At 64.6% G+C, this 19,744-nt stretch carries 19 protein-coding genes and 1 pseudogene; 12 read left to right on the top strand and 8 right to left on the bottom strand.

The genetic code is table 11. The features are described 5' to 3' along the window. Positions 1–12: 12 nt before the first annotated feature. Complete coding sequence (locus tag ABIE20_RS11780) at positions 13–1,635, bottom strand: acyl-CoA synthetase (RefSeq protein ID WP_429505246.1); 1,623 nt, start codon at positions 1,633–1,635, stop codon at positions 13–15. 192 nt (positions 1,636–1,827) lie between these two features. On the opposite strand from ABIE20_RS11780, the gene ABIE20_RS11775 reads away from it, so the two are divergent. Then, entirely contained in the window at positions 1,828–3,633 is a 1,806-nt protein-coding gene (locus tag ABIE20_RS11775; RefSeq protein WP_429505245.1) for a PAS domain-containing sensor histidine kinase, read from the top strand. A 1-nt stretch (position 3,634) separates the two neighbouring features. Then, positions 3,635–4,249: a response regulator transcription factor gene (locus ABIE20_RS11770; RefSeq protein ID WP_429505244.1), complete on the top strand. Its 615-nt coding sequence runs from the start codon at positions 3,635–3,637 to the stop codon at positions 4,247–4,249. Positions 4,250–4,303: 54 nt separating this feature from the next. Here ABIE20_RS11770 and ABIE20_RS11765 read toward each other — a convergent pair whose 3' ends face one another. Continuing rightward, positions 4,304–4,624 carry a DUF883 family protein gene (locus ABIE20_RS11765; RefSeq protein WP_429505243.1) on the bottom strand — a complete coding sequence of 107 codons (321 nt, stop codon included), beginning with the start codon at positions 4,622–4,624 and terminating at the stop codon, positions 4,304–4,306. Between the two features lie 131 nt (positions 4,625–4,755). On the opposite strand from ABIE20_RS11765, the gene ABIE20_RS11760 reads away from it, so the two are divergent. After that, positions 4,756–5,010, top strand: coding sequence for a hypothetical protein (locus tag ABIE20_RS11760; protein WP_045201352.1), 255 nt, complete (start codon positions 4,756–4,758; stop codon positions 5,008–5,010). 20 nt (positions 5,011–5,030) lie between these two features. Here the strand turns inward: ABIE20_RS11760 and ABIE20_RS11755 are convergent, their stop codons facing one another. Then, complete coding sequence (locus ABIE20_RS11755) at positions 5,031–5,507, bottom strand: LEA type 2 family protein (RefSeq protein ID WP_429505242.1); 477 nt, start codon at positions 5,505–5,507, stop codon at positions 5,031–5,033. A gap of 134 nt (positions 5,508–5,641) precedes the next feature. On the opposite strand from ABIE20_RS11755, the pseudogene ABIE20_RS11750 reads away from it, so the two are divergent. The 3 genes and pseudogenes from ABIE20_RS11750 to ABIE20_RS11740 form a co-directional block, all read left to right on the top strand. Then, positions 5,642–6,148 (top strand): annotated as a pseudogene (locus ABIE20_RS11750) (RNA polymerase sigma factor); the annotation flags it as partial. 4 nt (positions 6,149–6,152) lie between these two features. Beyond that, positions 6,153–7,031, top strand: coding sequence for a FecR family protein (locus tag ABIE20_RS11745; RefSeq protein WP_429505241.1), 879 nt, complete (start codon positions 6,153–6,155; stop codon positions 7,029–7,031). A gap of 119 nt (positions 7,032–7,150) precedes the next feature. Continuing rightward, a complete protein-coding gene (locus ABIE20_RS11740) occupies positions 7,151–9,586 on the top strand; it encodes a TonB-dependent siderophore receptor (RefSeq protein WP_429505240.1) in 2,436 nt (811 codons plus the stop codon). A 1-nt stretch (position 9,587) separates the two neighbouring features. On the opposite strand, the gene ABIE20_RS11735 is transcribed toward ABIE20_RS11740, so the two are convergent. Then, entirely contained in the window at positions 9,588–10,478 is an 891-nt protein-coding gene (locus ABIE20_RS11735; RefSeq protein ID WP_429505239.1) for a LysR family transcriptional regulator, read from the bottom strand. Positions 10,479–10,578: 100 nt separating this feature from the next. On the opposite strand from ABIE20_RS11735, the gene ABIE20_RS11730 reads away from it, so the two are divergent. From ABIE20_RS11730 to ABIE20_RS11705, 6 genes are all read left to right on the top strand, one after another. After that, on the top strand, positions 10,579–11,658 hold the full coding sequence (locus ABIE20_RS11730) for an extracellular solute-binding protein (protein WP_429505238.1): 1,080 nt from the start codon (positions 10,579–10,581) through the stop codon (positions 11,656–11,658). A gap of 21 nt (positions 11,659–11,679) precedes the next feature. Beyond that, entirely contained in the window at positions 11,680–12,639 is a 960-nt protein-coding gene (gene speB / locus ABIE20_RS11725) for an agmatinase (RefSeq protein ID WP_429505237.1), read from the top strand. A 125-nt stretch (positions 12,640–12,764) separates the two neighbouring features. Continuing rightward, a complete protein-coding gene (locus ABIE20_RS11720) occupies positions 12,765–13,079 on the top strand; it encodes a hypothetical protein (protein ID WP_429505236.1) in 315 nt (104 codons plus the stop codon). Positions 13,080–13,109: 30 nt separating this feature from the next. Continuing rightward, positions 13,110–14,258, top strand: a complete 1,149-nt coding sequence (locus ABIE20_RS11715) for a PQQ-dependent sugar dehydrogenase (protein ID WP_429505235.1) — start codon at positions 13,110–13,112, stop codon at positions 14,256–14,258. A 183-nt stretch (positions 14,259–14,441) separates the two neighbouring features. Next, entirely contained in the window at positions 14,442–15,560 is a 1,119-nt protein-coding gene (gene zapE / locus ABIE20_RS11710) for a cell division protein ZapE (RefSeq protein ID WP_429505234.1), read from the top strand. 10 nt (positions 15,561–15,570) lie between these two features. Beyond that, a complete protein-coding gene (locus ABIE20_RS11705) occupies positions 15,571–16,155 on the top strand; it encodes a DinB family protein (protein ID WP_429505233.1) in 585 nt (194 codons plus the stop codon). Here ABIE20_RS11705 and ABIE20_RS11700 read toward each other — a convergent pair. The 4 genes from ABIE20_RS11700 to ABIE20_RS11685 are packed head-to-tail and all read right to left on the bottom strand — an operon-like array spanning position 16,152 to position 19,608. Next, positions 16,152–16,586, bottom strand: a complete 435-nt coding sequence (locus tag ABIE20_RS11700) for a YqaA family protein (RefSeq protein ID WP_429505232.1) — start codon at positions 16,584–16,586, stop codon at positions 16,152–16,154. The genes ABIE20_RS11705 and ABIE20_RS11700 overlap by 4 nt on opposite strands. A 10-nt stretch (positions 16,587–16,596) precedes the next feature. Then, entirely contained in the window at positions 16,597–17,025 is a 429-nt protein-coding gene (locus ABIE20_RS11695) for a DUF411 domain-containing protein (RefSeq protein ID WP_429505231.1), read from the bottom strand. A gap of 14 nt (positions 17,026–17,039) precedes the next feature. Continuing rightward, positions 17,040–17,906, bottom strand: a complete 867-nt coding sequence (locus ABIE20_RS11690) for a copper resistance protein B (RefSeq protein WP_429505230.1) — start codon at positions 17,904–17,906, stop codon at positions 17,040–17,042. Then, the gene (locus ABIE20_RS11685; protein WP_429505229.1) at positions 17,899–19,608 is read right to left on the bottom strand and encodes a copper resistance system multicopper oxidase; all 1,710 of its coding nucleotides are present in this window, start codon (positions 19,606–19,608) and stop codon (positions 17,899–17,901) included. The genes ABIE20_RS11690 and ABIE20_RS11685 overlap by 8 nt, the downstream gene beginning before the upstream one ends. Positions 19,609–19,744 lie beyond the last annotated feature (136 nt).

Here is a 19,744-nt window from a genome sequence, read left to right as displayed (position 1 = left end):
AGTCAAAGGGGGTCAGAGCGCCTTGGCCCAGTCGCGCAGCAGGTACTTCTGGATCTTGCCGGTGGAGGTTTTCGGCAGCTCGCTGAACACCACGGTTTTCGGCAGTTTGAAGCCGGCCAGGTGCTCGCGGCAGAAGGCGATGATCTCGGCTTCGCGGGTGGCCTCGCAGCCGGCCTTGAGGGTGATGTAGGCGCAGGGGGTTTCGCCCCATTTCTCGTCGGGGCGGGCGACCACGGCGGCTTCGAGTACTGCCGGGTGCTTGTACAGAGTGTCTTCGACTTCGATGGTAGAGATGTTCTCGCCACCGGAAATGATGATGTCCTTGAGCCGGTCCTTGATCTCGACGTAGCCGTCGGCATGCCAAACGGCCAGGTCGCCAGTGTGGAACCAGCCACCACGGAAGGCTTCGGCGGTGGCTTCGGGGTTTTTCAGGTAGCCCTTCATCACCGTGTTGCCGCGCATGAAGATCTCGCCCAGGGTGTTGCCGTCGCGTTGCACCGGCTCCAGGGTTTGCGGGTCGGCGACCATCAGGCCTTCGAGGGTCGGGTAGCGCACGCCCTGGCGGGACTTGATCCGCGCCCGTTCAGCCAGCGGTTGTTCATCCCACTCGGTGTGCCAGGCACAGACGGTCACCGGGCCGTAGACCTCGGTCAGGCCATAGACATGGGTGACCTTGATGCCCATTTCTTCGACCGCGCCGATGACCTTGGCCGGTGGCGCCGCGCCGGCGACCATGGCATTGACCGGGTGATCGATTGCCGCCTTGGCCGACTCGGGCATGTTGATCAGCGCATTGAGCACGATCGGCGCGCCGCACAGGTGGCTGACCTGGTGCTCGCGGATCAGGGTTAGGATTTTCTGCGGGTCGACCCGGCGCAGGAACACATGGGTGCCGGCCAGGGCGGTGACGGTCCAGGGGTAGCACCAGCCGTTACAGTGGAACATCGGCAACGTCCACAGGTACACCGGGTGGTTGCCCATGGCCCAGGTCATCTGGTTGCCCAGGGCATTGAGGTAGGCGCCGCGGTGGTGGTAGACCACGCCCTTGGGGTTGCCAGTGGTGCCGGAGGTGTAGTTCAGCGAGATCGCCTGCCATTCGTCTTCGGGCCAGTGCCAGGCGAACTCGGGGTCGCCTTCGGCCAGAAATGCCTCATAGTCGAGGTCGCTGACCGCCTGGCCTTCGCCGTATTCCGGGTCATCGACATCGATCACCAGTGGCGGGTATTTCATCAGCGCCAGGGCCGCTTCGATAACCTTGTGGAATTCGCGGTCAGTGATCAGCACCTTGGCTTCGCCATGCTCGAGCATGAAGGCAATCGCCTCGGCATCCAGGCGCACGTTGAGGGCATTGAGCACGGCGCCGATCATCGGCACGCCAAAGTGCGCTTCGAGCATGGCCGGAATATTCGGCAGCATCACTGCCACCGTATCGCCCTGGCCGATACCGCGCCCGGCCAGGGCGCTGGCCAGGCGGCGCGAACGTTCGTAGGTCTGCTGCCAGTTACGGCGGATGGCGCCATGGATCACTGCCGGGTACTGGCCATAGACGGCGGCGGTACGCTCGATGAAACTCAAGGGGCTCAAGGCAACATGATTGACAGGGGCGGGCGCCAGGCCCTGGGAGAAAATCGACATGAGGTGGTCCTGTGCAGGAGGCCGCCGCCGATTGGCGAACTGAAACCCCCGATGGCTGATTGTTAGCTCTGTTCAGGTGTCGTGAAGGGCAGGCCCTTCCGCTGTCGCAAGTTTTACGCGAATGGCTATGGTAACTGGAAGATAGACTATAGCAATATGGTATAAATACTATAAATGCCCTGAGACAACGTTTTGGATACTTCATTCTCCCTGCTGCTGGCCAAGGATCCGCAACCCAGCCTGGTGCTGGATGCCGCCGCCAGCCTGATGGCCACCAATCCGGCCTTGCAGGCCTTGCTCGGGCCCTGGCCGCAGCGGGGCGCCGAGCACTGGCTGCCGAGCAACTACCGGGCGCTGGTGCGCGCCTGCCTGGAACAGGGGCGGGCGATTGCCGAGGTCGAGGCGCAGGTGGCCGGGCAGATTCTGCTCTGGACCTTCATCCCCGATGACCCCAGCCAGCAAGTGCTGGCGCGTTGCCGCGACGCCACTGCGGAGCGCCAGGGCGAACGTGACGCCAGCCAGGCCCGGCGCCTGTACCGGCTGATCACCGAGAACACCACCGACCTGATTTCCCGGCACACGCCCGATGGCAGCTTCATCGACGCGTCGCCTGCCGCGTTTCGTTTGCTGGGCTACTGGCCAGAGGAGCTGCGCGGGGTGCCGGTGCAGTCGCTGTTGCATCCGCAGGATCGTCAGCAATCACTGTTGCAAGCGTCCCAGGCGCTGGAGCAGGACGGCTACCAGACCATGACCTGCCGGGTGCGCCACCGTGACGGGCGCTACCTGTGGTTCGAGATCGCCAGCCGCGCCATCCGCGAAACCTACACCGGTGCTGTGGTGGAGATTGTCAGCGTCTCGCGCGACATCAGCGTGCGCATCGAAGCCCAGGAAAACCGTCGGCGCCTGGCCGAAGTGGTTGAGGCCAACACTGACCTGGTGCTGTTCAGCGACCGCGACGGCCGCCTCAGCTACCTCAACCGTTCGGCGCGCCGGGCCTTGGGGCTGCAGGAGGTCGAGCCACTGCCCGGCTTGCAGGCCGTGCTCGACCCAGCGCTGCAGCAACGCCTGCACAGCGAAGGCTGGCAGCGCGCCGAGCAGCAGGGCGTGTGGCAGGCCGAGGCGCGTCTGGTGCCGCATCAGGGCGGTGCGGCGTTTCCGGTATCGCTGGTGCTGCTGGCCCATCGCGCTGCCGGTGGCGAGCGCTACTACTCGCTGGTGGCCCGCGATATGACCGAGCGTGAACTGCGCGAAAGCCAGCAGCGCCGCCACCAGGACGAACTGGCCCACAGCGCCCGGCTGATCACCCTGGGCGAGCTAGCCTCGGGAATTGCCCATGAAATCAACCAGCCGCTGGCGGCGGTGGTCAATTACGCCAGCGCCAGCCAGCGCTATCTGCAAGCTGTAGAGCGCGACCCGCAAGCGGCGCAACGGGTCGCCCAAGGCTTGCAGCGCATCAACGAACAGGCGACCCATGCCGCCGAGGTGATCAAGCGCTTGCGTGCCTTCCTGCGCAAGGAGCCGCGGCGCCTGCAGGCCCTGGCGATTGCCGATGTCGTCGCCGAAGCGGTGCGCCTGTGCGACTGGGAAGCCAGCCGCGACCAGGTAAGCATCGAACAGCATGTGCTTGCGGGGCTGCCAGCGGTGTACGCCGACCGGGTACTGCTCGAACAGGTGCTGCTCAACCTGTTGCGCAACGCCATCGACGCCAATCGCGAGCAGCACAACGGCCGGGCCTCGCGTATCCTGCTCAGCGCCAAGCTTGAGGCCGGTTGGTTGACGATCCGCGTCAGCGACCAGGGCCCTGGGGTGGCAGCCGAGCGCCTGGATGGCATCTTTACCCCGTTCAACACCAGCAAGGCGGACGGCCTGGGGCTGGGTTTGAGCATGAGCCGCAGTATCATCGAAGGCTTTGGCGGCACCTTGCAGGCCCAGCCTGGCGAGACGGGCGGATTGATCTTGTGTTGCCGGCTGGCGCCGGTGGCCAACAGTGGGGAGTGATATGCAGGAACCGCGGGTGTATGTGGTCGACGATGACCAGGGCATGCTCGATTCGACCCTGTGGTTGCTCGAGTCGGTGGGCTTGCAGGCGCTGCCGTTCACCAGTGGCCAGGCGTTTCTGGACGCCTGCGACGGCCATCGGCCGGCGTGCGTGCTGCTGGATGTTCGCATGCCGGGCATGGGCGGTTTGAGCGTGCAGGAAGCGTTGCGCGCGCGCGGTATCGATTTGCCAGTGATTTTCGTCAGTGGCCACGCTGATGTACCGATCGTGGTGCGCGCCTTCAAGGCTGGCGCCTGCGATTTCATCGAGAAGCCCTACAACGACCAGCTACTGCTCGACAGCGTTCAGGCCGCTCTCGGCCAGGCGCGTCATGCCGGGCCGCTGGAAACGGTGCAGGCGCGCATTGACAGCCTCACGCCGCGGGAGCGCGATGTGTTCCTGCCGTTGGTGCGGGGGTATACCAATCGGGAAATTGCCGAGCAACTGGAGGTCAGCGTGAAGACCGTCGACCTGTATCGTTCGCGGGTCATGAAGCGCATGCAGGCTGAGCACTTGCCGGCGCTGGTGGGGATGGCAATTGCCTGTGGGCTGGTGCAGCCGTTGAGTTTGCGTTGAGTTCATCGCAGGTCCTGCCTGCTCCTACAGGAGCGAGCAGGACCTGCGATGCTTTTATGGCCTGCGCCCCAGCAGCAGACCGACTACCAGGCCAAAGCCTGCCGAAATCGCCACCGTCTGCCACGGATGGCCGCCGATGTAGTCCTGGGTGGCCTCCACCACCGGCTGCGCCTTGCTGCGCACGCCGGTGACCGCGTCACGGGCCTGTTTCAGTTTCAGCCCGACCTGGGCTCGCAGGGTTTCGGCTTCTTCGCCAACCAGCGCAGCGCTGTCGCTGAGCAGTTTTTCCGACTCTTCGATCAACGCCTGCAATTCACTGAACGCCTGATCCTTGATTTGCTCGGCATCGCTTTGCACGGTGGTTTTCCTGGCCATGGGTGCTTCCTCGTCAGTTGATGGGCATTGAACAGTGGATGCCGGCGGGCGCGGAAAGTTGCAGCGGTTTGCCGGACACCGGCGGCTACAGTGTAAGATAGCGCCTATTTTCCAGCGGCAGGACACCCCTCATGAGTTTCAATCTGGCCAACAAGAGTTTCGCCGAACGGGCGCAGATCGAGGACGAGAAAGCACGACTGTTCGAGCTCTGGCAGACCAACCTGGGCAAGGCCAAGGCCGATGCGGCGCGGATCATCGCCGAAAAGCCGCGGCGCAAGGGCAAGTGGGCCGAATGGGTGCGGGCAGAACTGGACGGCATGTCGCCACCCGAGTACGCCAACATGGTCCGCAGTGAAGTCAACAAGCTGATGGCCGCCGCCAAGTAAGGCCCAGGCCAATCACTCCATCACCAGGTTGCGTTGGCCGGCTGCGGCAGGTTAAGCCGGCCGCTGTCACTGAAGCGTCGGGTCCCGAAGGCGCCACCGGCCAGTTTGCCGCGCACCGTATATGGCAGGCCGTCGAGGCTGCGCACCTGGCTCAGGCCTACGGCCTGGCGCAGTACCGAAAACGCGGTGATGCTCACCGGCACCACCAGCACCTCCTCGCTGAAACGCCCGATGCTGCCGCTACGATCGCTGACGCCGGCCGCCAGCGGCTGGCCGTTGACCTCAAGGTTCAGGGCGATACCGTTGTAGTCGATCGCGCTTTCGTTGGGGTTCTGCACGCGGATTTTTACCGCCATACGCAGTTCCAGGTCCTGGCCGGGCAGGGGATCGATGCCGATCACGCTGATGTTCACCGGGTCACGGGGCTGCAACAGGGCGCAGGCGTTCAAGCCGCCGATCAACAGCAGGGCCAGGCACAGGCGTAGGTATCGGGTCACGGGCACAGCTCCAGCGCAGGAGGACAGCCCCGAGTGTGGCAAATGCACAGCGGCGTTGAAAGTGCTGTACGTTATGAAAGATACTTGTTCTCATTAACGCCCGCTAACTCTTCCCACTGGCCATCGAATCCTTCATGTTGACGTCTCCCGTTTCCGGGCTGCTGGCAAGCTTCCAGGAACATTACGATGACCTGCTGCAATTCCTCACCCGGCGCATGAGCGACCGCCAGCGGGCCGCCGACGTCGCTCAGGAAACCTACTTGAAGCTGGTCAGGATCGACCAGCAGGACCTGCCGGTGCTGCACGCGCGTAGCTTCATCTTTCGCGTGGCCGGCAACCTGGCCATCGATACCCTGCGCCGCGAACAACGCATGAGCAGCACTCTCGATGACAGCGAAGCAGCACGCCAGGTGCCATGCCCGGCGCCGGCGCCAGAAGCGGTGTTGCTGGCCAGTGAGCGCCTGGAACTGCTCGATGAAGCCTTGCTGCAACTGTCGGCCAATGCCCGCCAGGCGTTGCTGCTCAACCGCGTCGAGGGCCTGACCCAGGCGCAGATTGCACAACGGCTGGGCGTTTCCGAGAGCATGGTGGCAAAATACATCGGCCAGGCCCTGCGCCATTGCCGCAACTGGCTCAAACACAACCATGACTGACGCTTACGCGATGCCTGCGCCGCAACCGATCAGCGATTTGTCCGATGATGCCCTCGACTGGCAGGTGCTGCTGCATTCGGGCAACGCCAGCGCCGCTGACCGCCAACGCTACCAGCGCTGGTGCGCACTGAGTGCGGCCCATGCCGAGGCTGCGGGCGAAGCCGAGGCACTGTGGGCCGACCTGGGGCAGACCCGGGCGGCGGCAGAAATCGCCGAGCCAGCGCCACGTCCGCGGCGCTGGGGCTCGGCCGTTGCCGCCTCGCTGGTGCTGGCGCTGATTGGCTACGGCGGCGTGCAGCAGGCGCCGGCCCTGCTTGCCGACTACCACACCGGGGTGGGCCAGCAGCAGCGCATCACCCTCGCCGATGGCTCGCAGGTCACCCTCAACAGTGGCAGTGCGCTGTCGGTAGATTTCAGCAGCGGTGAGCGCCGCGTGTTGCTCAAGGCCGGCGAGGCCTTGTTCGAGCCGGCCGCCGACCCGCGGCCGTTCGTGGTCGATGCCGGCGCCGAGCCGGTGCAAGGCAGCGCTGCGGTGTTCAGCGTGCGCCGAGAGGGTGCGCGCAATCGCGTGGTGGTTGCCCAGGGTCAGGCCCGGGTTGGCGGGCAGGTGCTGGAAACCTCGCCCGATGCCCGCGCGCAAACCGCCTGGCAACGCGGCAAGCTGATCTTCAACGGCAAGCCGCTGCGCGAAGTGCTGGCCGAACTTGAACGCTATCAGCACGGTCGCATCGTGCTGTCGGATCAGCAACTGGCAGCGCTGCAGGTCAGCGGGGTGTTTGACCTGAACGACCCTGAAGGCTTGTTGCGCACCCTGGAGCAGCGCTATGCACTGAAGGTGACCTACCTGCCGTGGCTGGCTGTGGTGTACTGACCCGCGGTACTGAAAAAATATTTTCAAATTCCCACTGCAAGTTCTTCCCCGCCCAATCGTCGTAGTGAGACTGATCAGCAATCCATTCTCATTTACAACCATTTGCCTGGAAGAAAACAGTGAAGGGTCCGCTCAAGCCAATCGCCCGTTCCACCGGTTATTTCAAACACGCCCTGCTGGCCTCAACCGCCGTTGCCGCGTTGCTCGGCACCCTGCAGGTGCAGGCGGCCGAGGTGCTAACCGCCGCCAGCACCCAGCAGGAACGTGAAGTATCCCTGGACCTGCCTGCGCAGAACCTCGACCAGGCGTTGACCGCCTTCGCCGACCAGGCTGGCTTGCACCTGCTGTTCACCAGCCAGGACGTGGCGGGCCGGCAAAGCCCGGCGCTCATTGGCCGCTACAGCATTGCCCAGGCCCTGCAGAGCCTGCTGGCCGGCAGCGGCATGAGCTGGCAGTTCAGCGAGCAGAACACGGTGATCCTGCGCAAGAGCGCGGTGGCCCAAAGCGTCAGCCTTAAACCCATCGAAGTCAGTGTCGCTTCGCGTACCAGCACCTCGATCAGCGAAATCCCCGGCACCGTCTGGGTGGTCGACCAGCAGCAATTGCGCGAGCAGATCGACAGCGGCGTCAGCCTCAAGGAAGCCATCGGCAAGCTGGTCCCGGGTCTGGACCTGGCACCGGAAGGGCGCACCAACTACGGCCAGAACATGCGCGGGCGCAATGTCCTGGTGATGATCGACGGCGTCAGCCAGAACAGCTCGCGCGGCCTGTCGCGCCAGTTCGACAGCATCTCGCCGTTCAACGTCGAGCGCGTCGAAGTGCTCTCCGGCGCCAGCGCCATCTACGGCGGCGGCGCCACCGGCGGCATCATCAACATTGTCACCAAGAAGGGCGAGGCGGGCCCGGCGCGCTTTGAAACCCAGCTCGGTGCCAGCAGCGGCTTCAATAACAGCGACGACCTGTCGACCCGCATCGCCCAGTCGATCAGCGGCGGCAACGAGCGCATCAATGCGCGCCTGGGTGTGTCTGCCGAGCAGAACGAAGCCTTCTACGACGGCGCCGGCGAGCAGATCTTCATCGACAACACCCAGACCGACCTGCAGTACAACCGCACCATCGACGTGCTCGGCAGCCTGGGCCTGAAGTTCAACGACGAGCAGAGCCTCGACCTGCTGGCCCAGTACTACGACTCGGGCAACCACGGCAGTACCGGAATCTATTTTCCCAACCTGAACTACAACGGCCCCTCGGACCTGGAAGACGCCGAGTTGCGCGGCGGTTACTCCACCGATCTTGAGCCGCGCACCAAGCGTCTACTGCTTAACGCCAACTATCACCACAGCGATGTGCTCGGCCAGGACTTTTACCTGCAGGCCTCGTACCGCAAGGAAGACGACAACTTCTATCCGTTCCCGTACTACAACACCGGCAAGCCGGCGGGCTCCAAGGGCGTGTACTTTGCCGCCTCGCAGCAGAACTTCGAGGTCAGCAGCCTCAAGGCGCTGTTTGCCAAGCAGTGGGACAGCCTCAAGCTGACCTACGGCGTGGACCTGGACCGCGAGCGTTTCAACGCCGACCAGACCACTTTCAATGCCCTGACGTCGTCCGAAAGCGGTGGCCTGGACCTGGATGAAGCCAGCAAGGCGGCACGTTACCCCAGCTACCGGGTCGACGGTATTTCGGCCTACGCCCAGCTGGACTGGAAGGCTACCGATAACCTGACCTTTTCCGGCGGCGCCCGGCGCCAGCAGATGGACGTCGACGTCGGCGACTTCAAGAGCGTGCCCGGCGGCAACAACGACTACCAGGTCAACCTGTTCAACTTCGGCGCCATCTACGACTTCAAGAACGGCCACCAGCTCTGGAGCAACTACGGCGAAGGCTTCGACCTGCCGGACCCGGCCAAGTACTACGGCAAGCCGGGCCTGAGCGTCGAGGACAACCCGCTGGCCGGGATCAAGAGCCGCCAGGTGGAGCTGGGCTGGCGCTACGCCGACCTCGACTGGGACGCCCAGGCCGCCGTGTACTACATCTGGTCTGACAAGATCATCACCACCGACATGGCCACTTTGACCATCAATGTCGAAGAGCAGAAAAGCCGCGACTTCGGCTTTGAAGGCGCACTGACCCGACACTTCGAAAGCGGCTGGGAAGCCGGCAGCACCCTGCACCTGGTGCGCTCGCAAGAGCAAGACAAGGACGGCGACTGGATCAAGCGCGATGCCCGTTATGCCTCGCTGTCCAAGTCCACCGCCTTCGTCGGCTGGAAGGGCGATGGCCGTAGCGCCCGTTTGCAGGCCAACCATGCCTTCACCCTCAAGGACGATGCCGATCACACGATCAGCGGTTACACCACCTTCGACCTGCTGGGCAGCCAGGACACCGGTTTCGGCACCTTCAGCGCCGGCATCCAGAACCTGCTCGACAAGCAGTACAGCACCGTCTGGGGCCAGCGCGCGACGCTGTTCTACTCGCCGACCTATGGCCCGGCCTACCTCTATGACTACCAGGGCCGTGGCCGCACCTACACCTTGACCTGGTCGCTGGCCTACTGAGTCAGGCGAAGGCTGCCAGCAGGTCGGCTACGAAGGCCTGCTCGGCATCACTGGCCACCTGGGCGCGGTGGCGCACCAGTACGAACGGCACGGCGAAATCCAGCGCCGGGTCCAGAGCCTGCAACAGGCCGCGCGCGACCCAAGGCTGCGCGTAGTGGCAGGGCAGGTAGCCAATATGCCGACCCGAGAGGATAAAGGTCAGGGCGCCTTCGACCTGCTCAGAGCGGGCCGCGCCACTGGTGCCGTCAAACGGCTCCTGGCGGCTCTGGAAGCGGTAGGGGTGTTCGACCTGGTCGGCCTGCTGCAAGGCCTCCAGGCTGACCTCCGGCTGGCCGGCCAGCGGGTGATGGCTGGCGCAGTACAGGCGCTGGTTTTCTTCGAACAACGGGATGTAATCGAACGCTGCCTGCTTGCCGGAAAAATAGCCGATGGCCAGGTCCAGGCGCTGCTGCAACAGCTGGCGCTCAAGGTCGGCCGGCATGGCGCTGACCAGTTCCAGGCGCACCGACTCGTCACGCTGGCGAAAACGCTCGATGGCCCGTGCCAGGCGCAAGGTCACGGTGCTCTCCTGGGCTTCGGAAACGCCGATGCGCACCTCGCCGAGCAAGCGTCCGGCGACGCCGTTGGCCTGATGCCGGAATGCTTCGATCTGCACCAGCAATTCGCGGGTGGCCTTGAGCAGCACCTCACCCTTGGCAGTCAGGCCAACGCCGCCCTTGCCGCGGCTGCACAGGCGATAGCCCAGGCGGGTTTCCAGGCGGGCCATCTGCTGGCTGATGCTCGGCTGGCTCAGGCCCAGCACGCCCTGGGCGGCGCTGAAGCCGCCGGCCTCGACTACAGTGACGAACAGCCGCAACAGGTGCAGGTCGAGGTCGTGCAGTTGTCCCAACATCAAACATTGCTCCCGATGAATGTCAGGTTAATTGACTTGCCATTTTAGTAATGTAACCCGGCAGGCATGCTGGCGGCATCCACTGACAAAGGTGCCCGACATGCGTACATCCCTGTGGTTGTTGTCCCTGGCCCTGGCCTTGCCGGTGCAGGCCGAGGAAAAAGTCCTCAACCTGTACAGCTGGGCCGACTACGTCGCCCCCGAAACCTTGCAGCGTTTCGAGCAGGAAACCGGCTACAAGGTGCGTTACGACACCTTCGACACCACCGAAGTACTGGAAACCAAGTTGCTCACCGGTGGCAGTGGCTATGACGTGGTGGTGCCATCTTCCAGCCTCCTGGCTCGGGCCCTGGCTGCCGGCGCCCTGCAGCCGCTGCAGGCCCAGGCCATGCCCGGCTATGCCAACCTCGATAAGGACCTGCTGGCCAAGCTGGCCGAAGTTGACCCCGGTAATCAGTACGCCGTGCCCTACACCTGGGGTACCCTGGGCCTGGGCATGAACCTTGAGGCAGTGCGCCAGCGCCTGGGCGATGTGCCCCTGGACAGCCTCGACCTGTTGTTCAAGCCCGAGTACGCCAGCAAGCTCAAGGATTGCGGGATTGCCATGTCCGACTCGCCCCAGGAGGTGATTGGCATTGCCCTGCATTACCTCGGCAAGGATCCTTACAGCCGTGACAAGGACGACCTGGCGGCAGCCCAGGCGCTGCTCAAGCAACTGCAGCCGTCGATCAGCTACGTCGCCAACGGCCGGCAGATCAACGACCTGGCCAACGGCAGCGTATGCCTTGCCCTGACCTACAACGGTGACGCGGCCATGGCCGCCGACCAGGCGCACAAGGCCGGCAAGCCGTACCAGGTGATCTACCGCATCCCGCGCGAAGGCACGCTGATCTGGCAGGACAACCTGGTCGTGCCCAAAGACGCGCCGCACCCAGAAGCGGCCCGCGCCTTCATCGCCTTCATGCTGCGCCCCGATTCGGTGGCGCCACTGACCAACACGCTGTTCTTCGCCAATGCCAACCAGGCCGCCACGCCCCTGGTCGACGAGGCGGTGCGCGGCGACCCGGACATCTACCCCTCGGCCGAAGTACGCGCGCGGCTGTTTGCCGACCGCAGCATGAGCCTGGCCGACATGCGCAAGCGCACCCGCCTGTGGACCACTTTCCGTAGCCGCCAATAACAATACCCAAGGAGCCCGATCATGGACCTCGCCCCCGACAACGACCAGGCCATCACCCGCGACAGTCTCTATGGCACCATCGCCGAAAACACCTTTGCCGGTATCACCAGCTTCTCGCGCCGGCGCTACAGCCGCGACCTGCGCGGTGTCGATGTGGTGGTCAGCGGGGTGCCGTTCGACACCGCCACCAGCAACCGCCCCGGTGCGCGCTTCGGCCCGCGGGCGATTCGTGCCGCCTCGGTACAGCAGGCCTGGGCCCGGCACTGGCCGTGGGAGTTCGACCCCTTCGATCATCTGGCAGTGATCGACTACGGCGATTGCAACTTCGACTACGGTAGCCCGCACACCGTGCCCGAGAGCATCCAGGCCCATGCCGAGCAGATTCTCGAAGCCGGCTGCGCGATGCTCACCCTGGGCGGCGACCACTTCATCAGCTACCCGCTGCTCAAGGCGCACGCAGGCAAACACGGACCGTTGGCGCTGATTCATTTTGATGCCCACAGCGACACCTGGCCGGACGAGGAGGGCCAGCGCGTCGATCACGGCACCATGTTCTGGCACGCGGCCCGCGAAGGCCTGGTAGACCCGGCGCGCTCGGTGCAGATCGGCCTGCGTACTACCAATGACGATACCCAGGGCTTTGCCGTGCTCGATGCCCGCCAGGTGCACCAACGCGGCACCCAGGCGATCATCGAGGCGATTCGCCAGCGGGTCGGCGAGCAGCCGGTGTACCTGACCTTCGACATCGACTGCCTGGACCCGGCCTACGCGCCCGGCACCGGCACCCCGGTGTGTGGCGGCCTGACCACGGTTCAGGCCCTGGAAATTCTCGGCGGGCTGCGTGGCATCAACCTGGTGGGCATGGACCTGGTGGAGGTCGCGCCGGCTTATGATCATGCCGATATCACCGCCCTGGCCGGTTCGACCCTGGCCATGGAGATGCTCTGCCTGTATGCCGCGAAACATAAGGTCGATGGTTGATCCGGTAACAAAATGAATCACCTGCGGGGCAAATCGAGGTTTCCCGGCGAACCTGTCGCGCCTTAGGCTATCCAACGCTTGGGCGCGCTGGTTTTCGGCGCCGCGTGGTGCCGGAGGTGATTACCATGAACCGATTACTGTCGGGCCTGGCCATGGCCCTGCTCTTGAGCTCGCCGCTGCAGGCGGCGCCAGTTGCCGCGCCGTTGCAACTGGCGGCCAGCAACAACAACCCCTACAAAAGCCCGATCATGCGCGCCAACCCCAACAGCCGCCAGGGCAGCGTGCCGGCCACGCCGCCGGTGCGCGGCCCGTCGACCCAGCCCAATCCGCGCCCGCCGACCCTTGAAAACCGTGGTATCGGCAATGGCGAAAACATCCGCCGCGAACAAACCGCCCCGCGCCTGGAACCCACCCGGCCGCCGCGCGCGCCCGCACCCTGAATAACAGGCCCTCCCTGGAAGGAATCGCTGATGTCCCCACGCACCTGGCTACCCACCCTGATGACCGCGGCGCTGCTGCCGCTGCTGGCCCATGCCGCGCCCGAGCGCGATTTCAAGAGCGAGGAGGGTAGCGTCAAGGTCAGCACCCTCGCCGAAGGCCTGCGCAATCCCTGGGCCTTGGCGTTCTTGCCGGACGGCCAGGGCATCCTGGTGACCGAGCGCGCCGGCAACCTACGCATTGTCAGCCCCGAAGGCAAGGTCGGGCCGCCCTTGGGCGGCGTCCCCGAAGTCTGGGCCAAGGGTCAGGGCGGTTTGCTCGATGTGGTGCTGTCGCCGACCTTCAAGCAGGATCGCATGGTCTACCTGTCTTACGCCGAAGGTGGCGGGGAAGGCGATATGGCCGGTACGGCGGTGGGCCGCGGGCGCTTGTCGGCCGACAACGCCAAGCTTGAAGACTTCAACGTGATCTTCCGCCAACAGCCCAAGCTCTCCAGCGGCAACCATTTTGGCTCGCGCCTGGTGTTCGACCGCGACGGCTACCTGTTCATCGCCCTGGGCGAGAACAACCAGCGCCCGACTTCGCAGGACCTCGACAAGCTGCAGGGCAAAGTAGTGCGCATCCTGCCTGACGGCACGGTGCCCAAGGACAATCCGTTTGTCGGCCAGGACAACGTGCGCCCGGAGATCTGGTCGTTTGGCCATCGCAACCAGCAGGGCGCGGCGCTCAACCCCTGGACCGGCGAGCTATGGACCAACGAGCACGGGCCGCGTGGTGGCGATGAGATCAACATCCCCAAAGCCGGCAAGAACTATGGCTGGCCGATCGCTACTCACGGCATCAACTATTCGCTGATGCCGATTCCGGAGGCCAAGGGCGAGCACGTCGAGGGCATGCTCGACCCGCACCATGTCTGGGAGAAGTCCCCGGCCATCAGCGGCATGGCGTTCTACGACAACCCGCGCTTCAAACCCTGGGATCACAGCCTGTTCATCGGCGCCCTGGCGGCGCAGGAACTGATTCGCCTGCAGCTCAAGGGTGACACGGTGGTGCATGAAGAGCGCCTGCTCGGCGAGCTCAAGGCGCGGATTCGCGACGTGCGGGTAGGGCCGGATGGGTATCTGTACCTGCTTACCGATGAGACGGACGGGGCGCTGCTCAAAGTCGGCCTCGATCTGTAGAGACCTTGTGGGAGCGGGCCTTGCCCCGCGATCGAGCGCGCAGCGGTCGTATCTCAGACAACATCCGATGTGCTGACTGTACTGGCCTCATCGCGGGGCAAGCCCGCTCCTACCAATGGTGGTACCACTTGCCCCGCGATGCCCCCCGCCGCAGAATGCCCCCTTTTGCGACGGACGCCGCGCATGTCCTGCTTCACCGAACAGTCCCCGCTGACCCGGTACCAGCAGGCCATTGCCAGCCAGGGGTTTGTCAGCGATCCGGCCCAGTTGCAGGCCGCCACCGCCCTGCAAACCTGCTTCGAGGCCCTGCAGCGCGGTGAAACCCCGCAAGGCGTGTACCTCTGGGGCCCGGTTGGGCGAGGCAAGACCTGGCTCATGGACCAGTTCCACGCCTGCCTGCAGGTTCCGGCCCGGCGCCAGCATTTTCATCACTTCATGCGCTGGGTGCATCAGCGCCTGTTCCAGCTCAATGGCACCGCCGAGCCCTTGCAGGCCCTGGCCTTGTCCCTGGCCGAAGAAATCCGCGTGCTGTGTTTCGACGAGTTGTTCGTCAACGACATCGGCGATGCGATCATTCTCGGCGGGTTGTTCCAGGTGCTGTTCGACGCCGGGGTGGTGATCGTTGCCACCTCCAACCAGCCACCCGGGCAGCTCTACAGCGACGGCTTCAACCGCGAGCGCTTCCTGCCGGCGATTGCCGCCATCGAGCAGCATATGCAGGTTGTGGCAGTGGCGGGCGAGCACGACCATCGCCTGCATCCGGGCGCGACGATACAGCGCTACTGGATTGCCGAAAAAGGCCAGCCGGCGGCCCTGGCGCAAGTCTTCGAACAACTGCGCGGCGAGCAAGCGGCCACTGATCAACCTTTGTTGATCGGTTCACGCCAGCTCAACGTGGTGCAACGCTGCGACAGCGTGCTCTGGTGCCGCTACGCCGACCTTTGTGAGCAACCCTTCGCCGCCATGGACTTCATGGCCCTGTGCGACCGCTTCCAGGCCATCCTGCTTGGCGAGGTGCCGGCGCTCGGTGCCCGCCAGCGCCCGGCGAAGATCGCCCGCGGCACCGAGGACGGTGCCCAGCGGGTGGTGGCCGGGGACCGTGAGTTGCCGCAACTGTCGGTACATGACGACAGCGTGCGGCGCTTCATCGCCCTGGTCGATGAATGCTACGACCGGCGGATCGCCCTGTACCTGGAAGCCGAGGTCGCCCTGGAAGCGCTCTACACTCAAGGGTATCTGGAGTTCCCGTTCCGGCGTACGCTCAGCCGCTTGCGGGAGATGCAACTGCAACGCTTTTGCTGAGGAATCGATCATGGCCGAGCCTCTTTCGCACCACCTGCTGACCATGGCCTACCACAACGGCTGGGCCAACCACCGGGTGTACAAGGCCTGCAGGCAGCTGAGCCAGGATGAGTTCGTCGCCCCGCGGGCGAGCTTCTTCCCGTCGATCAAGGCCACCCTCAACCATATTCTTACGGTCGATTGGTTCTACTTGCAGGCCCTGGAATGCGAGCAGCGCGGCGAAGCGCCCGACCCGGACAGCGAGCGCTTCTTCGAGCCCGAGGAGCCATACTCAACCTGCCTGGAACTGCACGCCGAACAGCTGCAGGCCGATCACCGCTTGATCACCTACTGCCGCCAGTTACGTGACGATCAGTTGCAGCGTTACGTGAACATCGTGCGTCCCGACTGGGTGCAGCGCGAGCAACGCCTGCGTCTGCTGTCGCACCTGTTCGAGCATCAGATCCACCACCGTGGCCAGGTGCACGCGATGCTCAGCGACACCTCGGTGCGCCCGCCGCAGCTGGATGAATTCTTTTGTGAGGATGAAGCGCACCTGCGCGCCCAGGACTTTATCGAACTGGGCTGGACCGAGGCGCAGATCTGGGGTCGCTAGTGCTGCATCCAGCCGAGTGTCAGCAGCACCAGCACCAGGTAACGGCCGGCTTTGGCGAGGGTGACCAAAACCACAAAGCGCCAGAACGGCTCGCGCATGATCCCGGCAATCAGCGTCAACGGGTCGCCGATCACCGGCATCCAGCTCAGCAGCAGCGACCACTGGCCATAACGCTGGTAGCGTTGCTGGGCCTTTGCCAGTTGTTCGGGCTTGAACGGGAACCAGCGTTTGTCGCGCAGGTGCTCGATGCCACGGCCGAGCAACCAGTTGACGATCGAACCCAGCACGTTGCCAGCGGTGGCAATCAGCAACAGGCTGATCACTGCCTCGGGCTCGCGCAGCAGCAGGCCAACCAGTACCGCTTCCGATTGCAGCGGCAGCAAGGTGGCGGCGCCGAAGGCGCTGAGAAACAGCGCCCAATAGCTGAGCATCAGCGGCGGATCAGTAGTTGGCGACCACTTCGTCCTTGCCCTCGCGGGTCAGGCCGATGACCTGGTAGGCATCCTTGTGGTCACCCATTTCCATGCCTGGCGAGCCCATGGGCATGCCCGGTACGGCCAGGCCCTTGAGGTCGGTGCGCTTGGCCAGCAGCTTGATCTGCTCGGCCGGCACATGGCCTTCGACGAACTTGCCGTCGATCACCCCGGTATGGCACGAGGCCAGGCGCGGCTCGACGCCCAGGCGCTGCTTGACCGCGCTCATGTTCGGCTCGACATGGTCGTTGACCGTGTAGCCGTTGTCTTGCAGGTGCTTGATCCATTCCTTGCAGCAGCCGCAGTTGGGGTCCCGGTACACATCGATGGTCTGCCCGGCCTGGGCCAGGGTGCTCAGGGCCAGCAGGCCGAAGGCGACGATTTTCTTGTTCAGCATGTACTTCTCCACTTCTAGAAACGCAGGCGAACCCCGGCGACCAGGCGGGTCTGGCCGATGTCGCCGTGCTCATCACGGATTTGCTCGGCGTTGTTGCCGTAGGCCCGGTTGACGCTGATGCCCAGGTAAGGGGCAACGCCGCGGGTGATTTCGTAGCGCAGGCGCAGGCCGATTTCGCTGTCGGCAAGGCCACTGCCCTGGTCCCGGGACGCGTCGTTGCGGCCATAGAAATTGGCCTCCAGCGACGGTTCGAGGATCCAGCGATTGCTCAGCAGGATAGCGTAACTGCTCTCCAGGCGCAGCGCGGTTTGCTGGCGCTCGCCGGCATACAGGGTGGCTTGCAGTTCCAGCCCGTACAGCGGCGTGCCCTGGATGCCGAAGGCAGCCCAGGTCTGGCCACTGGCCGGCTTGAAATCCTGGCGCAAGCCACCGACCAGTTCCCACCAGGGGCTGATAGCATGGCCCCAGAGCGCCTGCAGTTCGGCCTTGTGGGTCACGCCCTGTTCGCGCTCGCCTTCGCTGCGCAGCCACAGGCGATCGATATCGCCGCCGACCCAGGCGTTGGCATCCCACTTCAGCGCGCTGCTGCTGTCGAAGTTCTGGTATTCCAGTTGCTCGACGATCACCGCCCAGTTCATCTGCCGGTCATGGACCTGATGACCGGGCAGCGGCGGGAAGGCCGCCTGGCGCTCGGCGTCGGTGATCGGCCGCAGTGGCGTGCGCGGTGACTCGGGCGCCATGCTGTGGTTCATGCCTTGATGGTTCATGGCACCGTGGCCCATGGCGGCATGATCCATGACTTCGGCGCGAGCCTCTTCACTGGCCAGCAAGGCCAGCAGGGCGAGGCTGCCGAGCAGTGGGCGATTGAGAAGCTCATTCATCGACGCGTACCTCGCGGAACATGCCCATTTCCATGTGATAGAGCAGGTGGCAGTGATAGGCCCAGCGGCCCAGGGCGTCGGCGCTGACCCGGTAGCTACGGCGGCTGCCGGGCGGGATGTCGAGGGTGTGCTTGCGCACCTGGAAGCGCCCGTGTTCGTCTTCCAGGTCACTCCACAGGCCATGCAGGTGGATCGGGTGGGCCATCATTGTGTCGTTGACCAGGGTGATGCGCAGGCGCTCGCCGTAGGTCAGGCGCAGCGGCTCGGCGTCGGAGAACTTGATGCCGTTGAACGACCAGGCGAAGCGCTCCATGTGCCCGGTCAGGTGCAGTTCGATCTCCCGCGAAGGCTCGCGGCCATCGGGGTCGGCGAAGGTGCTTTTGAGGTCGGCGTAAGTCAGCACCCGGCGGCCGTTGTTGCGCAGGCCAATCCCTGGGTCGGCGAGGTTGGGCCTGGGGTTCATGGTCTGCATGTCGACCAGCGGGTTGCCGCTTTCGCTAGCCGGGTGCTGCTGCATGCCGGTCATCATCGAGTGGTCCATGCCGGCCATCTGGCTGTGGTCCATGGCACCCATCCCGGCCATGGCGCCGTGGCCCATGTCGGCCATGGTCAAGATGGGTCGTGGGTCCGGCTCTGGCACCTCGGCGCTCAGCCCGTTGCTGCGCGCCAGGGTACCGCGGGCGTAGCCAGTGCGGTCCATGCTCTGCGCGTACAGGGTGTAGGCGGGCAAGTCGCCGACCTGCACCAGCACGTCATAGGTTTCGGCCACGGCGATGCGCAGTTCATCAACCTCGACCGGCTGCACCGCCTGGCCATCGGCGGCGATCACCGTCAGCTTCAGGCCCGGTATGCGAAAGTCGAAATAGCTCATCGCCGAGCCGTTGATCAGGCGCAGGCGCACGGTGTCGCCGGGCTGGAACAGGCAAGTAAAGTTGCCATCCGGCGGCTGGCCGTTGAGCAGGTAGGTGTAGGTAGCAGCGCTGATGTCGGCAAGGTCGGTGGGGCTCATGCGCATAGCGGCCCAGGCCTTGCGTTCGGCCACGGTTTGCTGCCAGCCATGGCTGGCGACATCGTCGATGAAGTCGCCGACGGTGCGCTTGTGGTAGTTGAAGGCATCGGACTGCTTTTTCAGGGTCGCCATCAGCGCCTCGGGGGCCTGGTCGCTCCAGTCGCTGAGCAGCAGCACGTAGTCGCGCTGGTAGCGATGGGCTTCGGGTTCTTTGGGTTCGATAACGATCGCGCCGTAGACCCCGGCCTGTTCCTGCAGGCCGCAATGGCTGTGGTACCAGTAGGTGCCGCTTTGCTCAAGAGTAAAGCGGTAGAGGTACTCGCCACCGGGCTTGATGCCGGCAAAGCTCAAGCCCGGCACGCCATCCATGTTGGCCGGGAGGATGATCCCGTGCCAGTGCAGCGAGGTCGGCTCGCCCAGGCGGTTGCGCACCCGCAGGGTCACGCTGTCGCCCTCACGCCAGCGCAGGGTCGGGCCGGGCAGGCTGTTATTGATGGTCTGCGCCGTGCGCGGGCGGCCGGTGAGGTTTACCGGAGTCTGGCCGATGAACAGTTCGAAGTGCTTGCCGCTCAGTTCGTTGGCAAACACGCTTGGCGTGGCAAACGCCGGCAGGCGCCACAGGCCGAGGCCAGCCAGGGCGCTGCCAGCGGCGAAGCCCTTGACGAAGGTGCGGCGGGTCGGGTGTCTAAGCATGGGTGCCATTCCAGGGGCGGGGATGGCACGACCATAGCCAGCGCTGACTGTCAGCAAACTGAGCAATGGATTACAGATTTGTCAGCCAATCAGCGGAGCATGAAATCGCTTCCATCTGTTTGGCCATGGGGGACGA

It is taken from the genome of Pseudomonas sp. 2835 (assembly GCF_050435905.1).
Classification (GTDB): Bacteria; Pseudomonadota; Gammaproteobacteria; order Pseudomonadales; family Pseudomonadaceae; genus Aquipseudomonas.
This window is presented reverse-complemented; position numbering and strand designations above follow the sequence as displayed.